The sequence below is a fragment of the Arthrobacter alpinus genome (assembly GCF_001294625.1).
In the GTDB taxonomy this organism is placed as follows: domain Bacteria; phylum Actinomycetota; class Actinomycetes; order Actinomycetales; family Micrococcaceae; genus Specibacter; species Specibacter alpinus_A.
Genome location: NZ_CP012677.1, coordinates 492980 through 512989, shown reverse-complemented (window position 1 = coordinate 512989; position 20010 = coordinate 492980). Strand labels below are relative to the sequence as shown.

General features: G+C 63.5%; 18 protein-coding genes. 8 read left to right on the top strand and 10 right to left on the bottom strand.

Features of this window, described 5'->3' with window-relative positions:
* Window positions 1–6: 6 nt before the first annotated feature.
* On the top strand, window positions 7–1104 hold the full coding sequence (locus AOC05_RS02215; protein WP_062005315.1) for a Gfo/Idh/MocA family protein: 1098 nt from the start codon (window positions 7–9) through the stop codon (window positions 1102–1104).
* A 119-nt stretch (window positions 1105–1223) separates the two neighbouring features.
* Here AOC05_RS02215 and AOC05_RS02210 read toward each other — a convergent pair whose 3' ends face one another.
* The 6 genes from AOC05_RS02210 to AOC05_RS02185 form a co-directional block, all read right to left on the bottom strand.
* Window positions 1224–1931 carry an ABC transporter ATP-binding protein gene (locus AOC05_RS02210; protein ID WP_395939443.1) on the bottom strand — a complete coding sequence of 236 codons (708 nt, stop codon included), beginning with the start codon at window positions 1929–1931 and terminating at the stop codon, window positions 1224–1226.
* On the bottom strand, window positions 1924–2826 hold the full coding sequence (locus AOC05_RS02205) for an ABC transporter ATP-binding protein (RefSeq protein WP_062005311.1): 903 nt from the start codon (window positions 2824–2826) through the stop codon (window positions 1924–1926). The genes AOC05_RS02210 and AOC05_RS02205 overlap by 8 nt, the downstream gene beginning before the upstream one ends.
* Before the next feature lie 2 nt (window positions 2827–2828).
* Complete coding sequence (locus AOC05_RS02200) at window positions 2829–4034, bottom strand: branched-chain amino acid ABC transporter permease (RefSeq protein WP_062005309.1); 1206 nt, start codon at window positions 4032–4034, stop codon at window positions 2829–2831.
* Entirely contained in the window at window positions 4031–5035 is a 1005-nt protein-coding gene (locus AOC05_RS02195; RefSeq protein ID WP_062005307.1) for a branched-chain amino acid ABC transporter permease, read from the bottom strand. Before AOC05_RS02195 ends, AOC05_RS02200 begins: the two co-directional genes overlap by 4 nt.
* Window positions 5036–5172: 137 nt before the next feature.
* Window positions 5173–6393: a branched-chain amino acid ABC transporter substrate-binding protein gene (locus AOC05_RS02190; protein WP_231687164.1), complete on the bottom strand. Its 1221-nt coding sequence runs from the start codon at window positions 6391–6393 to the stop codon at window positions 5173–5175.
* Between the two features lie 249 nt (window positions 6394–6642).
* Window positions 6643–8859, bottom strand: a complete 2217-nt coding sequence (locus tag AOC05_RS02185) for an NADP-dependent isocitrate dehydrogenase (RefSeq protein ID WP_062005303.1) — start codon at window positions 8857–8859, stop codon at window positions 6643–6645.
* A 216-nt stretch (window positions 8860–9075) separates the two neighbouring features.
* Between AOC05_RS02185 and AOC05_RS02180 the strand changes: the two genes are divergently transcribed.
* Window positions 9076–9582, top strand: a complete 507-nt coding sequence (locus AOC05_RS02180; RefSeq protein WP_062005301.1) for a ferritin — start codon at window positions 9076–9078, stop codon at window positions 9580–9582.
* A 137-nt stretch (window positions 9583–9719) separates the two neighbouring features.
* Here AOC05_RS02180 and purH read toward each other — a convergent pair whose 3' ends face one another.
* Window positions 9720–11387, bottom strand: coding sequence for a bifunctional phosphoribosylaminoimidazolecarboxamide formyltransferase/IMP cyclohydrolase (gene purH, locus AOC05_RS02175; RefSeq protein WP_230085516.1), 1668 nt, complete (start codon window positions 11385–11387; stop codon window positions 9720–9722).
* Window positions 11388–11463: 76 nt separating this feature from the next.
* Here purH and AOC05_RS02170 point away from each other — a divergent pair, with 76 nt between their 5' ends.
* The 6 genes from AOC05_RS02170 (at window position 11464) to AOC05_RS02145 (ending at window position 17571) form a co-directional block, all read left to right on the top strand.
* Entirely contained in the window at window positions 11464–12993 is a 1530-nt protein-coding gene (locus AOC05_RS02170) for a glycoside hydrolase family 3 protein (RefSeq protein ID WP_062005297.1), read from the top strand.
* Between the two features lie 72 nt (window positions 12994–13065).
* Window positions 13066–14001, top strand: coding sequence for an N-acetylmuramic acid 6-phosphate etherase (gene murQ / locus AOC05_RS02165; protein WP_062005295.1), 936 nt, complete (start codon window positions 13066–13068; stop codon window positions 13999–14001).
* 22 nt (window positions 14002–14023) lie between these two features.
* The gene (locus AOC05_RS02160; protein WP_082357689.1) at window positions 14024–15088 is read left to right on the top strand and encodes a serine hydrolase domain-containing protein; all 1065 of its coding nucleotides are present in this window, start codon (window positions 14024–14026) and stop codon (window positions 15086–15088) included.
* 22 nt (window positions 15089–15110) lie between these two features.
* Window positions 15111–16463 carry an MFS transporter gene (locus AOC05_RS02155; protein ID WP_062005291.1) on the top strand — a complete coding sequence of 451 codons (1353 nt, stop codon included), beginning with the start codon at window positions 15111–15113 and terminating at the stop codon, window positions 16461–16463.
* A gap of 88 nt (window positions 16464–16551) precedes the next feature.
* The gene (locus AOC05_RS02150; RefSeq protein WP_062005288.1) at window positions 16552–16854 is read left to right on the top strand and encodes a hypothetical protein; all 303 of its coding nucleotides are present in this window, start codon (window positions 16552–16554) and stop codon (window positions 16852–16854) included.
* A 93-nt stretch (window positions 16855–16947) separates the two neighbouring features.
* Window positions 16948–17571 (top strand): DedA family protein, encoded by a 624-nt coding sequence (locus AOC05_RS02145; protein WP_062005286.1) that lies wholly within the window; start codon window positions 16948–16950, stop codon window positions 17569–17571.
* A 12-nt stretch (window positions 17572–17583) separates the two neighbouring features.
* Here the strand turns inward: AOC05_RS02145 and purN are convergent, their stop codons facing one another.
* The 3 genes from purN to AOC05_RS02130 form a co-directional block, all read right to left on the bottom strand.
* Entirely contained in the window at window positions 17584–18147 is a 564-nt protein-coding gene (gene purN, locus AOC05_RS02140; protein ID WP_062005284.1) for a phosphoribosylglycinamide formyltransferase, read from the bottom strand.
* 32 nt (window positions 18148–18179) lie between these two features.
* Window positions 18180–19490: a DUF6350 family protein gene (locus tag AOC05_RS02135; protein ID WP_062005282.1), complete on the bottom strand. Its 1311-nt coding sequence runs from the start codon at window positions 19488–19490 to the stop codon at window positions 18180–18182.
* A gap of 244 nt (window positions 19491–19734) precedes the next feature.
* Window positions 19735–19938, bottom strand: coding sequence for a cold-shock protein (locus tag AOC05_RS02130; protein WP_038467205.1), 204 nt, complete (start codon window positions 19936–19938; stop codon window positions 19735–19737).
* Window positions 19939–20010 lie beyond the last annotated feature (72 nt).

Sequence of the window (20010 nt, the reverse complement as noted above, 5' to 3'; positions counted from 1 at the left end):
TGGCCCATGACCACTCCCCGTTTTGTCGGCCGTCCCCACTGGTACACCACGTTCAACCCCGAGACCCTTGCAGCCACGGGCACTCCCCTGCGCTGGGGTGTTGTGGCCACGGGAAACATCGCCCACACGGTCACAGCCGATCTGGCCCTGCTCGAGGATGCCGTCCTGCAGGCGGTGAGTTCACGCAGCGAGTCCAGCGCAGCAGCCTTTGCCGCGGAGTTCGGCTTCGCCACCTGCTACTACGACGGCGGGCCGGCCGGGACGGGTGCCCCAGGCTACGTCCAGCTGGTCCAGGACCCCACCGTGGATGTGGTGTACATCGCCACCCCCCACGCCCAGCACTACGACATTGCCAAGGCCGCTTTGGAAGCCGGCAAACACGTTTTGTGCGAGAAGGCGCTGACCATCACCGCGGCCGAGGCACGTTCGCTGATCGTCCTGGCCCGGGAGAAGCAGTTGTTCCTCATGGAGGCCGTGTGGGCCCGGTTTGTGCCCGGTTTTCAGCGTGCGCTGGAGATCATCTCGTCAGGGGAAATCGGCGAGGTGCGGTGGGTCCGGGCCGATCTGGGCTTCCCGGCACCCCTGGACGACACGGCCCGGATCTGGGCCCCTGCCGATGGCGGCGGCGCCCTCCTGGACATCTCCGTCTACCCGTTGCTCTGGGCCTGGGCGACGCTGGGAAAGCCGGCCACGGTGTCAGCGACCGGCACGCTCACGGCCCTCGGCGTCGACAGTGAAAACACGCTCACCCTCGGCTACGAATCGGGTGCACAGGCCCAGCTGATCAGCTATCTGACCGCCCACGGGCCGCGCGTGGCCACGGTGGCCGGGACCGCCGGCTACATCGAGACGGTTGGCTCGGTCAACAATCCTAAGGGGCTGCGCATCTCGGTGGGATGGAACAGTGAGCGCATTGAGGAATTTGAGTACCCTGGCAGCGGCTACACGTACCAGCTGCGCGAGGTGACCCGCTGCATCCAGGCTGGACTGAGTGAGAGTTCCACCATGCCGCTGGATGACACCTTGGCCATCATGGAGCTGTTCGACGGCGCCCGCCGCCAGCTGGGAGTCAGCTACCCCAACGACACCCGCACCGACCTCTAACCACCGTTGAGGGGACACATCACCCGAAACGCCGTTGAGGGGACACATCACCCCGGCACCCAGCCCAAGGTGACCCTTGAGATGGGAGGGGTGATGTGTCCCCTCAACGGGAGCAGTGGTCACCCGACGCCCAGGTAGGCCTCCTTGATGGCCGGGTTTGCCAGCAGTTCCTTGCCGGTGCCGCTGTGCGTGATGGCTCCGGTCTCCAGCACAAAGGCCCGGTGTGCGCGGGCCAAAGCCTGGTTGGCGTTTTGTTCCACCAACAGCACCGTGGTGCCCTGGGTGTTGATCTCGGTGATGATCTTGAAGATCTGGCGAATGAACTGCGGAGCCAACCCCATGGAGGGCTCGTCCAACAGCAGCAGCTTGGGCCGGGACATCAGGGCACGCCCGATGGCCAGCATCTGCTGCTCGCCACCGCTCATGGTGCCGCCGTACTGCTTCTCACGTTCCTTCAACCGCGGGAACAGATGGAAAACGCGTTCCAGATCTTCCGGAACCCCGTTTCTGTCCTTGCGCCCAAAGGTGCCCATGTCCAGGTTCTCCAGGACGGTCATGGCAGGAAAAATGCCGCGACCCTCGGGTGCCTGAGAAATCCCCTGGACCACACGGATGTGCGCCTTCATCTTGGTGATGTCCTCGCCCATGAACTTGATGGTGCCACCCGAGGGATTCAGCAGCCCGGAGATGGTTTTCATGGTGGTGGTTTTGCCGGCCCCATTGGCCCCGATCAGGGAGACAATTTCGCCTTCTTCCACCGTGAAGGACATGTTGTGGATTGCCTGGATCCGACCGTAGTGGACCGAGACGTCGTCAAGCTCAAGCAAAGTCATCTTCAGGCTCCCCTAGGTAGGCGGAAACGACCTTCGGGTCTTCCCTAATCACATGCGGCACGTTGTCGGCAATCTTCTTGCCGAACTCCAGGACCACAATCCGATCGGTCACTCCCATGACCAGTTTCATGTCGTGCTCAATCAACAGCACCGTATAACCGTCGTCGCGAATGGTCCGGATGAGCCCCATGAGCTCTTCCTTTTCCGCCGGGTTGAACCCTGCCGCCGGCTCGTCAAGGCACAGCAGCTTGGGATCGGTGGCCAGGGCGCGGGCAATCTCCAGGCGCCGCTGGCTGCCGTAGGACAGGTTGCGGGCCAGTGAGCCCGCGTCCTGGGCGATCCCCACAAATTCCAGCAATGCCATGCCACGTTCGATCGAGGCTTTTTCCTCACGGATGTGGCGCGGGAGCCGCAACAGCGCCCCAATGACCGAGGTCTTGTTGCGAGCGTCAAGACCCACCACCACGTTTTCCAACGCGGTCATCTCGCCAAAGAGGCGGATGTTCTGGAAGGTGCGGGCCATACCGGCCCGGGTGATCTTGTGCTGCTTCATGCCATTGAGTACCTGTCCCTCCAGCAGGACTTGCCCACTGGTTGGCTTGTACACACCGGTCATGGCGTTGAAGCAGGTAGTTTTCCCTGCACCGTTGGGGCCGATCAGGCCCAGGATTTCACCACGCTTGATGGTGAAACTGACATCATCAAGGGCCACTAGCCCACCAAATTTGATGGTCAGATTCTTCACCTCAACCAGGGCGTCACCCACGGCAACGTCGATCTCGCGTTCCGGGGCTGCAGCCTCGGCTACGGCCTCGGAGACGGCAACGGCACCGGGTTCCTGGGCCGAAATGTCACTGGAAACTGGCAGATCTTCACTATGTGCACCCATGGCTATGCCTCCTTTTCGGTGACAAGCTCAGGCGGCGTGGACCGGTTTCTTCGCACCTTGGCATACGCGATATGCCCGTAGGCGAGAAGCCGCTGCCGCGCGGGAAGCAGCCCCTGTGACCGGTAGATCATGATGATGACCAGGGCCAGACCAAAGATCAGGTACTTGTACTCGGCTATGGCGGTGAACCGCAGCGGAATGTAGGCGACGAGGGCGCCACCCAAAACCGCACCAACCTTGTTGCCCGTTCCACCAAGCACGACGGCGGCGACGAACATGATGGAGGTTACCACGTCGAACTTCTGGTTGTTCACGAAGCCAATCTGGCCGGCAAACAATGCACCTGCCATGCCGCCCACACCGGCACCCATCGCAAATGCCCACACCTTGTACTTGAACGTGGGCACGCCCATGGTCTCGGCGGCGTCCTCATCCTCGCGGATGGCGATCCAGGAACGGCCCACACGGCTGCGCTCAAGGTTGCCGGCCAGGAACAGCACGATGATCAAGATCGTCAGAGCCAGCCAATACCACGGTGTGCCGTTGGAATTGGCGAAGATGGGTATCCCATCCGAGCCCATCCCTGGAGGACGGCCAACATTTTGGAACCCCACCTGGCCTTTCATGGCCGGGATCAAGGTGGCCAGAATGCGGATGATCTCACCAAATCCAAGTGTCACAATGGCCAGGTAGTCACCGCGCAGGCGCAGGGTGGGGATGCCCAGGATCACTCCCACGCATAGGGCCACCACAACGGCCAACGGGATGGTCCACAAGTACGGGACCTTAAAGAAGGGTGAATCCGGGCTTGTCAGCATCGCCGCAGTGTAGGATCCCACGGCAAAGAATGCGATGTATCCCAGGTCCAGCAGGCCCGCGTAGCCGATCACGATGTTCAACCCGACCGCTGCCAGGGCATACACGGCCATGGAGAACAAGGCCAGCGGGAAGTCGTTACCAGGCTCGGTGGAAAGGATGGGCGGGTTGATGATCGGAAGCAGGTAGGCAACCACCACAATGACAACAAGGTAAAGCCACTGCTTCTGGCGAGGCATGTCCCGCCATTTATCGCCCCAACGACCAAACCAGCCGTGCTTACGTGAGGCGTCAGCGCTGCCACCGGGGACTTTATCGGAGGCCTGCCGGTCAGCCTTGGCCTGGCCGGCTTTCGCACCGGGCAGTGGTGTGGGGCCATCTATTGTACTCATGCCTTGCTCCTTCCCAGGGAAGTGCCCAGGATGCCTTCGGGACGGATCAATAGCACCAGTACCAGCACCACGAACGCCACGACGTCAGTCCATTGTGAACTGCCCAGCAGAATCTGGCCATAGTTGCCGATCAGACCCAACAGCAAACCGCCAAGAAGTGCGCCGCGGACGTTGCCGATGCCGCCGAGGACGGCGGCCGCGAAGGCCTTAATACCGAGAATGAAACCTCCGTTGTACTGCACCCCGGAGGGGATTTTCATAACGTAGAACAATGCGGCGGCACCGGCCAGGATACCGCCGATCACGAAGGTTGTGACAATGATCTTTTCCTTATTCACACCCATCAGCGTTGCCGTGTCCGGGTCTTGGGCCACGGCTCGGATGCCACGCCCTGTCCGGGAGCGGCGGATGAACTGGTCCACCACCACCATCATGATGACGGCGGCCACCACAATGATGATCTGCTGCGAATCGACGATGGTGCCGAACACGTCAAAGACCGGCGTCGGGATAAACATGGTCAGAGCCGGCTCGGGAAGCGGGCTTCTGAGGAAGAGCAGGTACTGGATGGTGAAAGAGGCGCCGATGGCGGTGATCAAGTAGGCCAGGCGCGGGGCGTTGCGTTTGCGCAACGGCCGGTAGGCTAACCGTTCCACAACCAGCGCGGTCAAAGCCGACGCCACCACTGCTGCTAAGAGTGCCAGTAGCAGGTTCAAAATGATGGCACCCATGCTGAGGTTAGGCGCCGATGGGCCAAAGCCCAAGAAACTGAGGGTGAAGAAGACGGCATAGCAGCCCATGATGAAAACTTCGGAGTGGGCAAAGTTGATCAAGTTCAAAACGCCGTACACCAGCGTGTAGCCGAGGGCCACCAGCGCGTAGATGGCGCCGAAGGTGAGTCCGTCGAAGGTGGCGCTCCAAAAGTTTTGGATGAGCGAGGGAACGTCGAAGTTGATCCAGTCGCTGTCTGCCGGGATTGCTGTCAGTACTGTGGAGAGCATATGTACTTCCTGATCCAGTCAGGCACGGAACGTCGCTGTCCCGCACCGGACTCGTTGAACGGACGAGAGGGCCGTAACCACGTAGATGCTGTGGAGCGCCGGATCTGCGCGCCCCACAGCATCTAAGAGGTGCTGGACTATCCGATGGCGCCGATGGGAACGATCTTGCTGTCCTTGACACGGTAACCGTAGACGGCCGGGGCCTGAAGCTCGCCCTTGTCGTCCCACTTGTAGTGCTTGCTCAAACCGGATGCGTCGTAGTTCTTGACCCAGTCAAGCAACTTCGCACGGTCCTGGTTTCCTTTGTCAATGCCTGACAACAGCACGGTGGCCGCGTCGTAACCTTCAATGGAGTACGTGCCGGGAGCTGCGTTCGTCAATGCGGTGTACGCGGAGGCGAACGTGGGGATCAATTCACCGGGGATGCACGGGCAGGTGAAGAAGGCGTTCGCTGACGCATCGCCTGCCTGCTTGATGAACTGGTCATCCTTCAAGCCATCGGGGCCCACAAACGCGCCCTTGAAGCCCTTGGCTACCAACTGCTGGTCAAACGGTGCGCCTTCGGCGTAGTAGCCGGAGTAGAACACCGCGTCGGCCTTGGAGTTGATGATTTTGGAGATCGTGGCCGAGAAGTCCTTCTGCCCGGTGGTGACCTTGTCGGAGCCGATCAAGGCGTCACCCAAACCCTTGGTGGTGGTAGCCCCCAAACCAATCCCGTAGTCCGAGTCATCCTGTACCAGGTAGACCTTCTTGGCCCCCATCGTCTTAGTCATGAACGTGGCGGCTGCGGGTCCCTGCACGGCGTCATTGCCCAGGCCACGGAAGAACGTGGTCCAGCCGTTTGTGGTCAGGCCCGGGTTAGTTGCAGCGGGGGTGATGTGGACGAGTTTGACCTGTTCGAAGATATTGCCGGTGGCCTTCGACTCACCGGAGAACGGCAAACCGATCACACCGATGATGCCGTCTTCCTTGGTTGCCTGTGTTACCGGGCCCGTGGCCTTGGTGGGATCACCTTCGGTGTCAAACTTCTTGAACGCCACCTGACATCCGGGGTTGGACTTGTTGTGCTCGTTGATGGCGAGCTGGACCCCGTTGAAGATGTTGATGCCGAGCTGGGCGTTTGCGCCGGTTTCTGCACCAATATAGGCCAAGGTGGTCGACGCCGGGCAGACAGCCTTGCCGTCGCCTGCCGGCAGCACCGCGTCCTTGGGAGTCTCGATGGACGTCAGCACCGGAATATCAAGATTCAGGCCCGATCCACCGCCCGCGCCGGTGCTGGTGGAGCCGGGCGCGGCTGCCTGATTCGCGCACCCACCAAGGAGCAGACCGAGAGTCGCTACGGTCGCAATCGTGGTCATTACTTTTTTACGATTCATAAAAATTGCCTTCCAGACTAGGCCGCATGCTTGGCAGGACGTCATCGTCCTGCCATCGTCATGCGCTTCACGTGATCTGACATTACCCTCACAAATGTGGCGGATCACACATTTACGCGTAAAGATCTGGTAACGGCCGAAATTGCCAGTCCCGACCATGGACGACGGCGGCACACCCGGTCACGAAAAAGCCCGCCTCCTGTGGGAGGCGGGCTTTCGATATCGCGTAGCTTACAGTGTGGCGATAATCTTGTTCAGCGTCACCGACGGGCGCATGATGGCGGCAACTTTGGCCTCATCCGGGTGGTAGTAGCCGCCCAGGTCGACCGGGGAGCCCTGAACAGCGGCGAGCTCACCAATGATGACATCCTCGTTGTCAGTGAGCTCCTTGGCCACGGAGGCAAACGCCGTAGCCAGCTGCGCGTCGTCGTTCTGGGCGGCCAATTCCTGTGCCCAGAACTTGGCGAGATGGAAGTGGCTGCCGCGGTTGTCGATCTCGCCGACCCTGCGCTTGGGGGACTTGTTCTCCAACAGGAACGTACCGGTGGCGCGGTCCAGGGTGTCGGCAAGGATCTGCGCGCGGGCGTTGCCCTTGGTGACGGCAAGGTGCTCGAAGCTCACGGCCAGGGCCAGGAACTCTCCTAGGGAATCCCAACGGAGGTGGTTTTCCTTGATCAACTGCTGCACATGCTTCGGGGCAGAACCACCGGCGCCGGTCTCAAACAAGCCTCCTCCGGCGATTAGCGGCACGATCGAGAGCATCTTGGCGCTGGTGCCCAGTTCCAGGATCGGGAACAGGTCCGTGAGGTAGTCGCGGAGCACGTTGCCGGTGACGGAGATGGTGTCTTCGCCGCGGCGGATGCGCTCCAGGGTGAAGGCGGTTGCCTCTTCCGGGGACATGATGCGAATGTCCAGGCCCTGCGTGTCGTAGTCCTTCAAGTATTCGGTGACCTTGGTGATCAAATTCGCGTCGTGGGCGCGCGTCTCATCCAGCCAGAATATGGCCGGAGTCATGGAGGCGCGGGCACGGGTGACCGCCAGCTTGACCCAGTCGCGGACGGGGATGTCCTTGACCTGGCAGGCGCGCCAAATGTCACCGGTGTCGACGTTGTGCTCGATCAGGACCTCGCCGGCGCTGTTGACGATCTGCACGGTGCCGGCTTCGCTGAGCTCGAAGGTCTTGTCGTGGCTGCCGTATTCCTCGGCGGCCTGGGCCATGAGGCCCACGTTCGGGACGGTGCCCATGGTGGTCGGATCGAACGCGCCGTGCTTGCGGCAGTCATCAATGGTCACCTGGTAGACGCCGGCGTAGCTGCTGTCCGGCAGGACGGCCAGGGTGTCATGCTCCTGGTTGTCCGCGCCCCACATGTGGCCGGAGGTGCGGATCATGGCCGGCATGGAGGCGTCCACGATCACGTCGGAGGGTACGTGCAGGTTGGTGATGCCCTTATCGGAATCGACCATTGCCAAGGCGGGACCGTCGTCGTATCCCTTCTTGATGGCGGCTTCGATGCCCTCGCGAACCTCTGCAGGCAGGGCGTCCAGGCCGTTGAGGATGGACGCCAGGCCGTTGGCCGGGCTCAGGCCGGCGGCGGCCAGTGCGTCGCCGTAGTTGGCGAACAGTTCCGGGAAGTACGCCTTGACGACGTGGCCGAAGATGATGGGGTCCGAGACCTTCATCATGGTGGCCTTCAGGTGCGCGGAGAGCAGGACGCCTTCTGCCTTGGCGCGGGCCACCTGGGCGGTGAGGAACTCATCCAGGGCGGCAGCACGCATGACGGTGCCGTCCACGACCTCATCTGCCAGCACTGCGAAGGCGTCCTTCAACACTGTGACCGTGCCGTCGGCGGCAACAAACTGGATCTTGATCATGCAATCGGCGGCGATGACCACGGACTTCTCGTTGTGGCGGAAGTCGCCGTTGCTCATGGTGGCGACATTGGTCTTGGAGTCAGCGGACCAGGCGCCCATGGTGTGCGGGTTGGCGCGGGCGTAATTCTTCACTGACAGGGGCGCACGGCGGTCCGAGTTGCCTTCGCGCAGCACCGGGTTCACGGCGCTGCCCTTGATCTTGTCGTAGCGGGCGCGAACGTTTTTTTCCTCGTCAGTGGAGGGGTCATCCGGGTAGCTCGGAAGCGCGTAGCCCTGGCCTTGTAGTTCGGCGATGGCCGTCTTGAGCTGAGGGATGGAGGCGCTGACGTTGGGCAGCTTGACGATGTTGGCGTCGGGATCCTTGGCCAGTGCGCCGAGTTCGGCGAGTGCGTCTGCGATGCGCTGGTCCTCGGCGAGGTAGTCGCCAAAGACGGAGATGATGCGGGCGGACAGCGAAATGTCGCGAGTCTCGATGTCAACGCCTGCCGTGGAGGCGAAGGCCTCAACGATCGGGAGCAATGAATAGGTCGCCAACATGGGCGCTTCGTCGGTGTGGGTGTAGATAATCTTTGCCATGGGTGAGGCGTCTCCTACGAAAATTCAGCGGATATCTGCTCAACTGCTTTTGTTTTCTTTCCCCTCCAACCTACCCGAGGGGGCGCATTTGCCCGCTATCGGCCCTGGCCGGGGGAGGGTTTGTGACCGGTCAGTCAGCGCCGGTGGGCAGCGCGGGCGGCGGCCCGGCCGGCCCAAATGTCTGACAGCGGGGCCCGTCTGCGCTAGCGTGGAACCATGAAACTCACCGGAAAATTGGAACAAGCCATCAACGACCAAGTGACCATGGAAATCGAGGCGGCCGTTGTCTACCGCCAGCTGTCCATTGAAATGGACGTCCAAAATCTGCCCGGAATTTCACGATGGTTCCTGGCGCAGTCCGACGAGGAACTGGTGCACGCCCAGAAGTTCATCACCCACATGAGCGACCGAGACGCCCACCCCCGGATTGCGGCCATACCGGCCCCGGGGTTGGAGATCAGCACCGTCCTGGATGCTTTCAAGGCCTCGCTGGCGCATGAGCAGAAGGTGTCAGAGTCCATCCGCGCCCTGTACCGGATGGCCCAGGCCGAGGGGGACATCGACTCGATCCCACTGCTGAACTGGTTTGTCAGCGAACAGTTGGAAGAGGAGGCCACCGTGGCCGAGATCATTGGCCGCGTGAAGCTGATCGGCGAGGACGGCAACGGCCTGCTGCGCCTTGATACGGAGTTGGGCGCCCGGATTCCCGGCCCGGCCCAGTAACACCACATCACCTTCTGGCGCATTTTCGCCCAACGTCGCCTGACCCGGTGATACGGCGTTTGTGCACAGTACGACGGCGGCGGGTCACCTTTGACATGAAAGGTGACCCGCCGCCGTCGTACTAGGGCTCAGGACTTCTAGTGGAAGAAGTGGCGCGCACCGGTGAAGTACATGGTGATGCCGGCAGCGTTTGCCGCGGCAATGACCTCGTCGTCGCGGACGGAACCGCCGGGCTGAACCACGGCGCGAACGCCGGCGTCGAGCAGGATTGCCAGGCCGTCGGCGAAGGGGAAGAACGCATCCGAGGAGGCCACGGCCCCGATGGAGCGCAGCACCGAAACGCCGGTGGCACCCGAGGCTCCGCCAGCAGCGTCAACGTCAGACTCAACCGAAACGCCCAGGGTGTTGGCGCGTTCGACGGCGAGCTTACAGGAATCCACGCGGTTGACCTGGCCCATACCAATACCCACGGCGGCACCGTTATTGGCGAGCAGGATCGCGTTGGACTTGGCGGCACGGACAGCGGTCCAGGCGAAGGCGAGATCCGCAAGTGTGGCGGCATCGGCGGCAGGGCCGGCGGCGAGCGTCCAGTTGGCCGGGTTGTCTCCATCGGCGTCGATCTTGTCGGCCATCTGCACCAGCATGCCGCCGGAGACCTGGCGAACCTCGGCCGGGTAGCGTCCGTAGCCCTCCGGCAGGGCCAGCAGGCGGATGTTCTTCTTCGCGGACAGGATCTGTACGGCTTCGGGCTCGAAGTCGGGGGCAATGACAACTTCGGTAAAGATCCCTGCAACGGTGCGGGCCATGGCGGCGGTGACGGTGCGGTTAGCCGCAATGACGCCGCCGAAAGCGGAGAGTGGGTCGCAGGCATGGGCCTTGGCGTGGGCGTCGGCGATGGGGTCGACGGCGTCCGGGGAGGCTACCGCCACACCGCAAGGGTTGGCGTGCTTGACCACGGCCACGGCGGGTTCGGCAAAGTCGAAGGCGGCGCGCAAGGCGGCGTCCGCGTCGACGAAGTTGTTGTAGCTCATAGCTTTGCCGTGCAGCTGGTCGGCCTGGGCAATACCTGCCGGGGCGGCCTTGTCCACGTACAGGGCTGCCTGCTGGTGCGGGTTTTCGCCGTAGCGCAACACTTCCGAGCGTTCCAGGGAGTAGCCGGCGTAGGAGGGCCAGTCGATGATTCCGTCACCGTCAACGTCCAGGAACTGCGCGGAAGTCCACGCAGCCACGGCGTTGTCGTAGGCAGCGGTGTGGGCGAACGCGGCGGCGGCCAGGCGCTGGCGGGCCACGAGCTCAAAGCCGCCGGCGGCAGCAGCGGCAATGACCTCGCCGTACTTGGCCGGGTCAACAACCACGGCAACGGAGGGGTGGTTCTTGGCTGCGGCGCGCACCATGGAGGGGCCGCCAATGTCGATCTGCTCAACCACGGCGTCCTGGCTGGCACCGGAATTGACGGTGTCCACGAACGGGTACAGGTTCACCACCACCAGGTCGAAGGGCTCAACGTTCATCTCTTCGAGCTGGCGCACGTGGTCCGGCAGGCGGCGGTCGGCCAGGATGCCGGCGTGGACCAGCGGGTGCAAAGTCTTGACACGGCCGTCCAGAGCTTCGGGGAAACCTGTTACCTCGGAAACTTCGGTTACGGGAACGCCGGCCGCGGCAATCTTGGCGGCTGTGGAGCCGGTGGAAACAATGGCAACACCGGCGGCGTGCAGGCCGATGGCGAGCTCCTCCAAACCGGTCTTGTCATAGACCGAGATCAAAGCCCGGCGGATGGGAACACGGTTAAGCGGAACGCTGGTCACAGAAATTCTCCGTAGGTAGCTCGGTAATGGCGACATATAAAGTTTAGGACACTTCCACGCCGGTAGGATTTCATGCATGAGCACACGTGATCTGAACCACTCCCCCACAACCGCCGCCGAGCTGCGCGGGCTGGTCAACGCCGTTATTTTGCCCGGATTTGTGGGAACGACGGTACCTGGCTGGTTGGCGGGCGCCCTCAAAAACGGTTTAGCCGGCGTCGTATATTTTGCCCACAACATTGACCCGGACGCGCCCGGCCAGGTGGCTGCACTGTCCGCCGGGATCCGTGCCGCCAACCCCAACGCCGTGATTGGGGTCGATGAGGAGGGCGGAAATGTCACCCGCCTGCAGGCCCGCGAGGGCTCCAGCATCCCCGGCGCCGCGGTTTTGGGGGCACTGGATGAACTGTCGACGACGGCCGCTGCGGGCCGTGCGATCGGGCGCCTGTGCAGGGAGGCGGGGGTGAACCTGACCATTGCGCCGGTGGCGGATGTGAACACAAACCCGCTCAATCCCGTCATCGGTGTCCGGGCGTTCGGCGCCGACACGGCGCTGGTCAGCGCCCATACGGTGGCCGCTGTCCAAGGCATTCAGGCGATGCGGGTCGGTGCCTGCGCCAAGCACTTCCCCGGACACGGGGACACCGTGGCCGATTCACACATGGATGCGGCCCGGGTGGAGCTTTCCATGGCGGACATGCGCGAACACCACCTGCCCCCGTTCCAGGCCGCCGCGGATGCCGGCGTCGCCGCCATGATGAGCGCCCACATCATCATCCCGGAACTGGGTGAGGCCCCCGCGACGCTGAATCCGCTGGCGGGGGCGCTGCTGCGCGACATGGGCTTCGACGGGCTGCTGATCACCGACGCCCTGGACATGGCCGCCGTGCGGGCCACGGTGGGCCCGGGCGAAGGCGGCGTGCTGGCCCTGCTGGCGGGCTCGGACCTGTTGTGCGTGGGCAACCCGCTGAACGCTTACACCTCCGGCCGGGACGACGCGTCCTGCTACACGGAGGTGTATGACGCCTTGCTGGCGGCCGCGGAGTCGGGTCGCTTGCCCGTGGAGGTGCTGCGCCGGGCGGGCGCACGGGTGGCAACGTTTGTGCAGTGGTCCCAGCAGGAACCGGCCGCGCCCCTCCCCGTGACGGAGCCGGACTGGGTTGAGGTCGCTGCCCGGGCCTGCCGCGTGGATCAGGGCGCGGCAGTCCTTACCGACTCGGAGGCCGTGGTTACCCTGATCGACGCCAGGACGGGCCACAACATGGCCGCCGGGCCCACCGAAAATTTCCTCGCCTCGGCCCTGATGGACTGGCACGAGGTTCAGGAGGTGGCCGCGGCCGCCGTTGACGCTCAAGCCCTGGCGGAGCTGGCGGGCACAGAGGAGTCCTTGGGCGAACCTGTGCTGGTGCTTGTCGACTGCCTGTCGAGCCCGGAACAGCGGGCTACCCTGGCTGCTGTGGCCGCGGTGGCCCCGCACGCCGTGTGCATCAACGCCGGGCTGGCACCCGCCGCTGGCACGCCGTCCGCCACGGCACTGGCAACCATCCACTGCCACGGCTTTAGCCGGGTCAGCGCCGCCGCTGTGGTGCGCCTGCTGACACCGTAATTGCCGCGTTGCCCAACCCGGACGCCCCACCGAACGTCCCACCGAACGTCCCACCGACGAAAGGCCACCACGTTGTCCACTTCTGAGTCCATTGCCGCCATTCGCACCGAACTGGGCACCCTCACCACCGAGTCCTCCAACAGCCGATACCCGGACCTGGGCGCCCTTAATACCGGGGAGCTGGTGGCGGCCATGAACAGCGAGGACGCACTGGTGCCCTCCGCCATTGAGACGGCGCTGCCCACCATTGCCGGCATCATCGATGAGATTGCCCGGCGCATGCACGACGGCGGCCGGCTCATCTATGTGGGCGCCGGCACCCCCGGCCGTATGGGCATCCTGGACGCCAGCGAATGTCCTCCTACCTTCGGCACCGACCCGTCACTGGTGGTGGGGGTCATCGCCGGCGGCACCAAGGCAGTCAACCAGGCGGTGGAAAACGCCGAGGATAGCGAGGCCGCCGGCGCAGCCGACATGGCGGCCCTTAATCTCAACGGCAACGACTCCGTGATCGGCATCGCCGCCTCGGGCCGCACGCCGTACGTGATCGCCGCCATCAACGCTGCCCGGGCCCGAGGCGCCTTCACCGTCGGCTTCTCATGCAACAACAACTCCCCACTGGGTGCAGCCGCGCACACTTCCTTGGAGATTGAGGTAGGCCCCGAGTTCCTCACCGGTTCAACCAGGCTGAAGTCTGGCACCTGCCAAAAACTGGTCCTCAACATGATCAGCACCATCGTCATGGTTCGCCTAGGCAAGACCTATAAGAACTTCATGGTTGACCTGCGCGCCACCAACGACAAGCTGCGGGCTCGCAGCGAACGCACCCTGATGCGGGCCACCGGCTGCGACGCAGGCACCGCCGCCAACACACTCCTCGAGACCGACGGTCACGTCAAAGCGGCGATCCTGGCGATTATGGCGGGGATCCCCGCCAACGCTGCCGCGGCCCTGCTGGAGCAAAACCACGGTTTCCTGCCGGCCGCCATCAGCGCCGGCACCCCTTAAAGTTCGACGACGGGACTCAGCCATGGCGCCAAATCGCCGACACGTGGGACCAGCTATCCGGCGCCTCCTAGACCTCGCCGTCACTGACGGGCTCGCACCTGCGGTGGGCTGCGCCGTCGTACTAGGGGGCGAAGCGCTGCCCATCATCACAGCCGGTGCCGCCACCTCGGACACGTTTTTTGACTTGGCGTCTGTGACCAAGCTGTTCAGCACGGTCACGGCGCTGGCCCTCGTGGACGCCGGTTTGCTGACCCTCGAGGAACCCGTGGGGCAGGTGCTGCCGGCGTACAGTCAGGGCGCCAAGGCCGGTGTGACGTTGCGGCAGCTGCTCACCCACACCTCCGGTCTGCCGTCGGAATGGTCCGGCTGGCAACGGGCTCTGGACGAAGGGCGCGCCTTCGACCGTGCGCTGCTGCTAGAGGATCTGCTGGACACGGCGCTGGAGGCCCCACCCGGGACCCGTTTCGAGTATTCGTGTACGGGGTTCAACACCGTCATGGTACTGGCTGAAGCGGTGAGCGGGCAGCCATGGCCTGCTCTTGTCCAGGCCATGGTGTTGGACAGGCTCGCCACGGACGGCCTCACCGGCACCCCGCAGGTGGAACGTTGCGCCCCCACCGAGTACCAGCCCGAATATGGCCGCGGTCTCATCCAAGGAATTGTGCACGACGAGGCGGCGTGGTCGTTGGGCGGACTAAGCGGAAACGCCGGCATGTTTGCCACGGCGGCCGGGCTAAGCATTTTTGGTGAGGCCCTGAGGACAGGGCTAACCGGCATCCTTTCCCCCGTCATGGCTGCACAGATGTGGCGGCGCCAGCTGCCGGAACTGCTGGGCCAGCATTTCAACCCGAATGATCCAGGTTTGGGGCAGGGGTTGGGCGTGCGGATCAACCAGCAGCCGTGGATGGGCTCCCGGGGAACCCATGCACGCGGCCACGGCGGCTTCACGGGCACCTCCTTGCTGGTCGACAGGCGGGAAAATCTCACGGTTGTACTGCTGAGCAACCGGGTGTCCCCCAGCCGGGCCGGCGATGACGCAACGAGATTGCGCAAGGCAGTGTCCGACGTCGTTTATTCTGGAGCTTGATCTTGAACCAGAGGAAGGCACCATGAGCACCAATGCGACGATGTTGACCGGCGATGTGGTGGTCCAGGAGTTGCCGTGGCGGTGGCGTGTGCAGGGCAGCATCTTTCTCATCGGCGGGCTCGGTTTCATGTTCGACGCCTGGGATGTGACACTGAACGGTTTCCTCATCCCGCTGCTGTCCAAGGAATGGGGTCTGGAGCCGGGGCAGGCGGCCTGGATTGGCACAGCAAACCTCATTGGCATGGCCGTGGGCGCGTTCGCGTGGGGTTCCATCGCGGACGTGATTGGACGCAAGAAGGCGTTCACACTGACCCTGCTGATCTTCTCCCTCTTTACGGTGCTGGGCGCGACGTCCAATGACCTGAGCATGTTTTGCATCTTCCGCTTCTTGGCCGGCTTTGGCCTGGGCGGCTGCATCCCCGTGGACTACGCCCTGGTGGGCGAGTTCACCCCGCGCAAGCACCGGGGACGGGTGCTCACAGCCATGGATGCCTGGTGGCCCATCGGAGCGACACTGTGCGGGGTGGTGTCGGCCGTGCTGATGGCCACCCTAAACGACTGGCGCTACCTGATGCTGGTCATGGTGTTGCCGGCCCTGTTGGTGTTTTGGGTAAGGGTGGGGGTGCCGGAGTCACCGCTGTACCTGGTCCGGGCCGGCCGACCGATGGAGGCCAAGAAGGTCATCGATGAGCTGATCCGCCGCACCGGCGCCGAGGTGGGGCCTTGGAAACTCCCGGAGCCGGCCGACGCCCCCAAGCTTTCCCTGGGCAAGGTCACCGATCAACTGGCCGGGCTGTGGCGCTTCAACTGGCGTATCACCGGCATCGCCTGGTCCTTGTTCCTGACCATTTTGCTGGTGTATTACGGGGCACTGACGTGGATGCCTTCCATTCTGGTGGCAACCGGGTATGCGGAAAACAAGGCGTTCATGGCCACGGCCGCAATGACGGGCATCGGACTGCTGGGCGTGGTGGCCGCGGCACTACTGGTGGAGCGGGTGGGGCGGAAGTGGATCCTTGCCATCACAGGCCCACTGGCCGCCTTGTCCCTGGTCATCTTTGCCCTGGTCCTGGATGCCCCGTTGACCGCGCAGATCTGGTTGCTGGTGTTTGGCTTTGTCATCCAAGTGGCCATCCCTGTGCTGTACACCTATGTTTCGGAGCTGTACCCGACACACTTGCGGGCCACCGGATTTGGCTGGGCCTCCACCGTTTCCCGGGTGGGTGCGGGACTGGTGCCACTGATTTTCGGCTCCCTGCTTTGGCCTGTCCTGGGGCTCCCGTTGACGTTTGCACTGACCGGCGCACTGGTTCTGCTGGCCGTGCTCTGGATGGCGGTCGCCGCCCCGGAAACCAAGGGTGCCACGCTGCAATAGCCGCCGCGTCACCCTGAGTCCTCCCAGCGCTCACCCATTTTGACTCGCTAGCGTGGGCATCATCCAATCAACTACCTGAAGGAAAACCATGAGTGCCTTGCTGCCCACCGTCCTGTCCACCGCCGGTTTGCTGGGCGGCTATCAGAGCGCCCGCGTCACCAAGAACCGCCAGCTGGGCGGCGCCGTGCTCGCGGCAGCCGGCGCGGCAGCGTTTGTGGGTTGGAAGAAGAACGCGGGAACTGGCACCGCCGTGGCCCTGACCGCCACCTATGTGCTGGCGTTTGGCGCCTCACACCCCTTGGCTAAAAAGATGGGTGCCTGGCCTGCCGTGTACACCGTCACCGCCGCCACCGCCCTCGCCTCCTTGGTGTTTGGCCGGGCCCGCAAGTAACCGCAGCCTGGGCTACGGCGTACGCCCCGTAGGATTGGGATGACGGAACCACTAAGTGCCGCCACTGACCTTCCACTTTCGAAAAGGCACTACATGGATTTGGCGTCCGACTCCTCAGCAATCCTGGGCACCCTCTGGATCTACCCCGTGGGCGCAATCTTTCTCATGCTCTCCGCCCTGATCCCACCGATCCCCAGCACCACGGTGTTTGTTGCCCTGGGCGCCGTGGCCGGGCTCGACGGCGGTCCCAAGGCCCTGCTGTTGGTGGCGGCCATGATGGCCGGGGCACTGGCAGGGGACCTTGCCACTTATTGGCTGACAAAACTGTTTGGCCACACGAAATGGGGCAGCACGCGCGGCCCGCGACGCCAGCGCGCGGTGGATGCCGGCACCCGCAGGCTGCAGGAGCGGCCCTTCATGTTCATGCTGACGTCCCGGTTCATCCCGCTGGGCCGGCTCTCCTCCAACGTTGCCGCCACCGTGGCCGGGTTCTCGTTGCGCAGTTTTGCGGCCTATTCCCTGATTTCGGCGTTGGTGTGGTCGCTGTACTCGGTGGGCGTGGGAATTGCCACCCGGTTCTGGCCAGGCATCTCCACCCAGACGGCCGTGATCGTTGCGATCGTCGCCTCCATCATTCTGGGCTGGCTGCTAGGAAAGGTCTCCACCTGGGCACTGGACGGGAAGCACTCCAAGCAGGCCCCCGCCGTCGAACTCTAAGGACAGCCCGATTCAGGGGCGGGCGAGCTCGCCCAGCACCGTGATGAGCAGCTCACGTTCGGCAACCTTGATGCGCTCGTGGAGGGTTTCCTCGGTGTCGCCGGGCAGCACCGCCACGGGGGTTTGGGCGATGATGGGGCCCGTGTCCACGCCGGCGTCGGCAAAGTGAACGGTGCAGCCGGTCACCTTCACCCCGTAGGCCATGGCGTCGCGCACGCCGTGGGCGCCCGGGAAGGACGGCAACAGTGCCGGGTGCGTGTTGACGTAGCGTCCGGCAAACGCGTCGATGAAGGACGGGGCAACGATGCGCATGAACCCGCTGGAAACCACGTAATCGGGACTGTACGCGGCCACCGCCTCAAGCAACGCCGCGTCCCACTGTGCACGGGTGGCGAAGTCGTTAAAATTCACCACAAACGTTTCAAGCCCGGCGGCGGCGGACCGCTCCACGCCGAAGGTCCCGGGGCGGTCCGCGCCCACGGCGGCGATCTCCACGCCCAGCCCACCTGAGGCGACGGCGTCGATCACTGCCTGCAAATTGGAGCCGGTCCCGGAGACTAAAACAACTATGCGCATGGCCACAATTTTAGTGCACATCCGAACGCACACTATTCGCCGCGTCGCAGCAACGGCGTTGCGGCCTTGTCCTGTTCAATCCACGGCGCCAGCAACGCGCCAAGTACGACGCCGATGCCGACTTCCGCCCCCACCCACAGTGCCGCAACGAGGGGGTCCGGCCCGATTTGAGTCAACCGACCCAAGCCAATGGAACCGCTGGAAAGCCAGAAGAGGGCCCCGGCGACAACTGCCCCAACAGCGCCCACTATGGCGCCCAGGACCAGTGTCGACAGGGGCAGGGAGAGCCAGCGAAGGCGAATTTTCAAGGAGAGCCACTCGTCAAAATGGTTCTCCCCCGCACGCACAAACCACCAGCCAGCGAGCAGTCCGCCGATGACGGGAATGATCAGGGCGGCAAATCCCCAGCTCAGGTTCCCAGCCGGCAGGGCGGCCAAGAGGGGAATGGCCGGGACGGGCGCCACAGCTGTTTCAAGCGGGCTCACTGAGGATCCGACACCCAAGGAAAACCCGGCCCCGCTGGACCAGGCCAGAGCCCAGGCCGCCAGGTTCGGCGCGTAGCCCAGCTGGGCCAATGTCAACACGGCACCGCCCACGGCGCCTGCCTTAAGGCCCTGGTACACGCTGACGATGTCTGCCCAGCGCACCGCAATGTTCACCGCCAACAGGAATGAGGCCAATGACAAGGACGCCACCACGGCAAGGAAACCGGAGCGGACCACTGTCCAGGCGTAGGACCCCGCCCAACGCTGGTCCTGGCTGGTTTTGGAAATCCAGTCGGCGGCGTTGACACCGATGAGCCGGCCCCACGAACCGGCCTCGAGCCTAGCGCCAATAATTAGCCCGAGGGCTGCCGTGCCCAGGGGAAGGAGCATGCTCGACAGCAGCCCAGCCTGCACGTCGGGGGTGCTGCAGACAAACCCTGTGGCCAGTCCGGCACCGCCGTACACCACAATGGCACCGAGCAGGGGCTGCCACAACTGGTCGGTGTAGGAGGCCCGAGCAAGCCTGCGCCCTGCTCGCCAGGACAGGAAGAAGGGGATCAGGACCAGTCCCACGGGCAAGAAGCTGAACACCCCTGTTTGTACGGAGTCAGAGCTGGGGCCCGTGGTCACGGTCAGGTGCAAGGGCACCCCGTGGATGGCCAGCCATATTTGACCGGCAAGCCGGGCCATAACTGATGCGCTCTGCTCGGCGAAACCGCCGGAGAACCAGACGGCAGCCACGGGAATCACCACCACCAACCCGGAAATGACAAAGACTTGGGTAGCCTCGAAGGCTCCCTGCAAGCCCAGCGGCATGGGAAGTCCGGCGCGTTGGCTGCGGGCAGCTTTGGTATTCATCGTCTTCTATGGTGTCACACCGAGCCCGCTGCGCCTGTGAGAAGCGCCGATGCCCTTCGGACACAGCTTCCGGCAAGGGGTTTGTTCGGGACGTGGGAGCGCAGTCGTGGGCGGCGTCGTGGGTGGAAGTCGCAGGCAATAGGGTGGTTAACCACGAATAGGGCCCCGGATTCCGGGACCCTATTCGCTCCAGCCTGTAAAGACTAAAGAAGGTGCGCGGTTGCCCGCACGGTTTCTTTAGAAATTAGATAGCCTGGATGTTTACTGCCTGAGGACCCTTCGGACCCTGCTCAACATCGAAAGAGACCTTCTGGTTCTCTTCGAGGGAGCGGTAGCCCGAGGAGTTGATCGCGGAGTAATGCGCGAAAACATCCTGGCTCTGGTCATCCGGAGAGATGAAGCCGAAGCCCTTTTCAGCGTTGAACCATTTGACGGTACCTGTAGCCATTATTTCTATTTCCTTCTGAAGTTGGAGATTCCGCCCGACCTTCGGGCCTCCGATTTACGGTGTAAGTCCGCT

Bases quoted from the DNA above. Each gene is read 5' to 3' on its own strand.
- AOC05_RS02180 (WP_062005301.1), top strand. From the start codon at position 9,076: ATGAAACTCACCGGAAAATTGGAACAAGCCATCAACGACCAAGTGACC.
- AOC05_RS02200 (WP_062005309.1), bottom strand. From the start codon at position 4,034: ATGAGTACAATAGATGGCCCCACACCACTGCCCGGTGCGAAAGCCGGC.
- AOC05_RS02150 (WP_062005288.1), top strand. From the start codon at position 16,552: ATGAGTGCCTTGCTGCCCACCGTCCTGTCCACCGCCGGTTTGCTGGGC.
- AOC05_RS02170 (WP_062005297.1), top strand. From the start codon at position 11,464: ATGAGCACACGTGATCTGAACCACTCCCCCACAACCGCCGCCGAGCTG.
- AOC05_RS02135 (WP_062005282.1), bottom strand. From the start codon at position 19,490: ATGAATACCAAAGCTGCCCGCAGCCAACGCGCCGGACTTCCCATGCCG.
- AOC05_RS02155 (WP_062005291.1), top strand. From the start codon at position 15,111: ATGAGCACCAATGCGACGATGTTGACCGGCGATGTGGTGGTCCAGGAG.
- AOC05_RS02130 (WP_038467205.1), bottom strand. From the start codon at position 19,938: ATGGCTACAGGTACCGTCAAATGGTTCAACGCTGAAAAGGGCTTCGGC.
- AOC05_RS02205 (WP_062005311.1), bottom strand. From the start codon at position 2,826: ATGGGTGCACATAGTGAAGATCTGCCAGTTTCCAGTGACATTTCGGCC.
- AOC05_RS02190 (WP_231687164.1), bottom strand. From the start codon at position 6,393: ATGACCACGATTGCGACCGTAGCGACTCTCGGTCTGCTCCTTGGTGGG.
- AOC05_RS02160 (WP_082357689.1), top strand. From the start codon at position 14,024: ATGGCGCCAAATCGCCGACACGTGGGACCAGCTATCCGGCGCCTCCTA.
- AOC05_RS02215 (WP_062005315.1), top strand. From the start codon at position 7: ATGACCACTCCCCGTTTTGTCGGCCGTCCCCACTGGTACACCACGTTC.
- purN (WP_062005284.1), bottom strand. From the start codon at position 18,147: ATGCGCATAGTTGTTTTAGTCTCCGGGACCGGCTCCAATTTGCAGGCA.
- AOC05_RS02185 (WP_062005303.1), bottom strand. From the start codon at position 8,859: ATGGCAAAGATTATCTACACCCACACCGACGAAGCGCCCATGTTGGCG.
- AOC05_RS02145 (WP_062005286.1), top strand. From the start codon at position 16,948: ATGGATTTGGCGTCCGACTCCTCAGCAATCCTGGGCACCCTCTGGATC.
- AOC05_RS02195 (WP_062005307.1), bottom strand. From the start codon at position 5,035: ATGCTCTCCACAGTACTGACAGCAATCCCGGCAGACAGCGACTGGATC.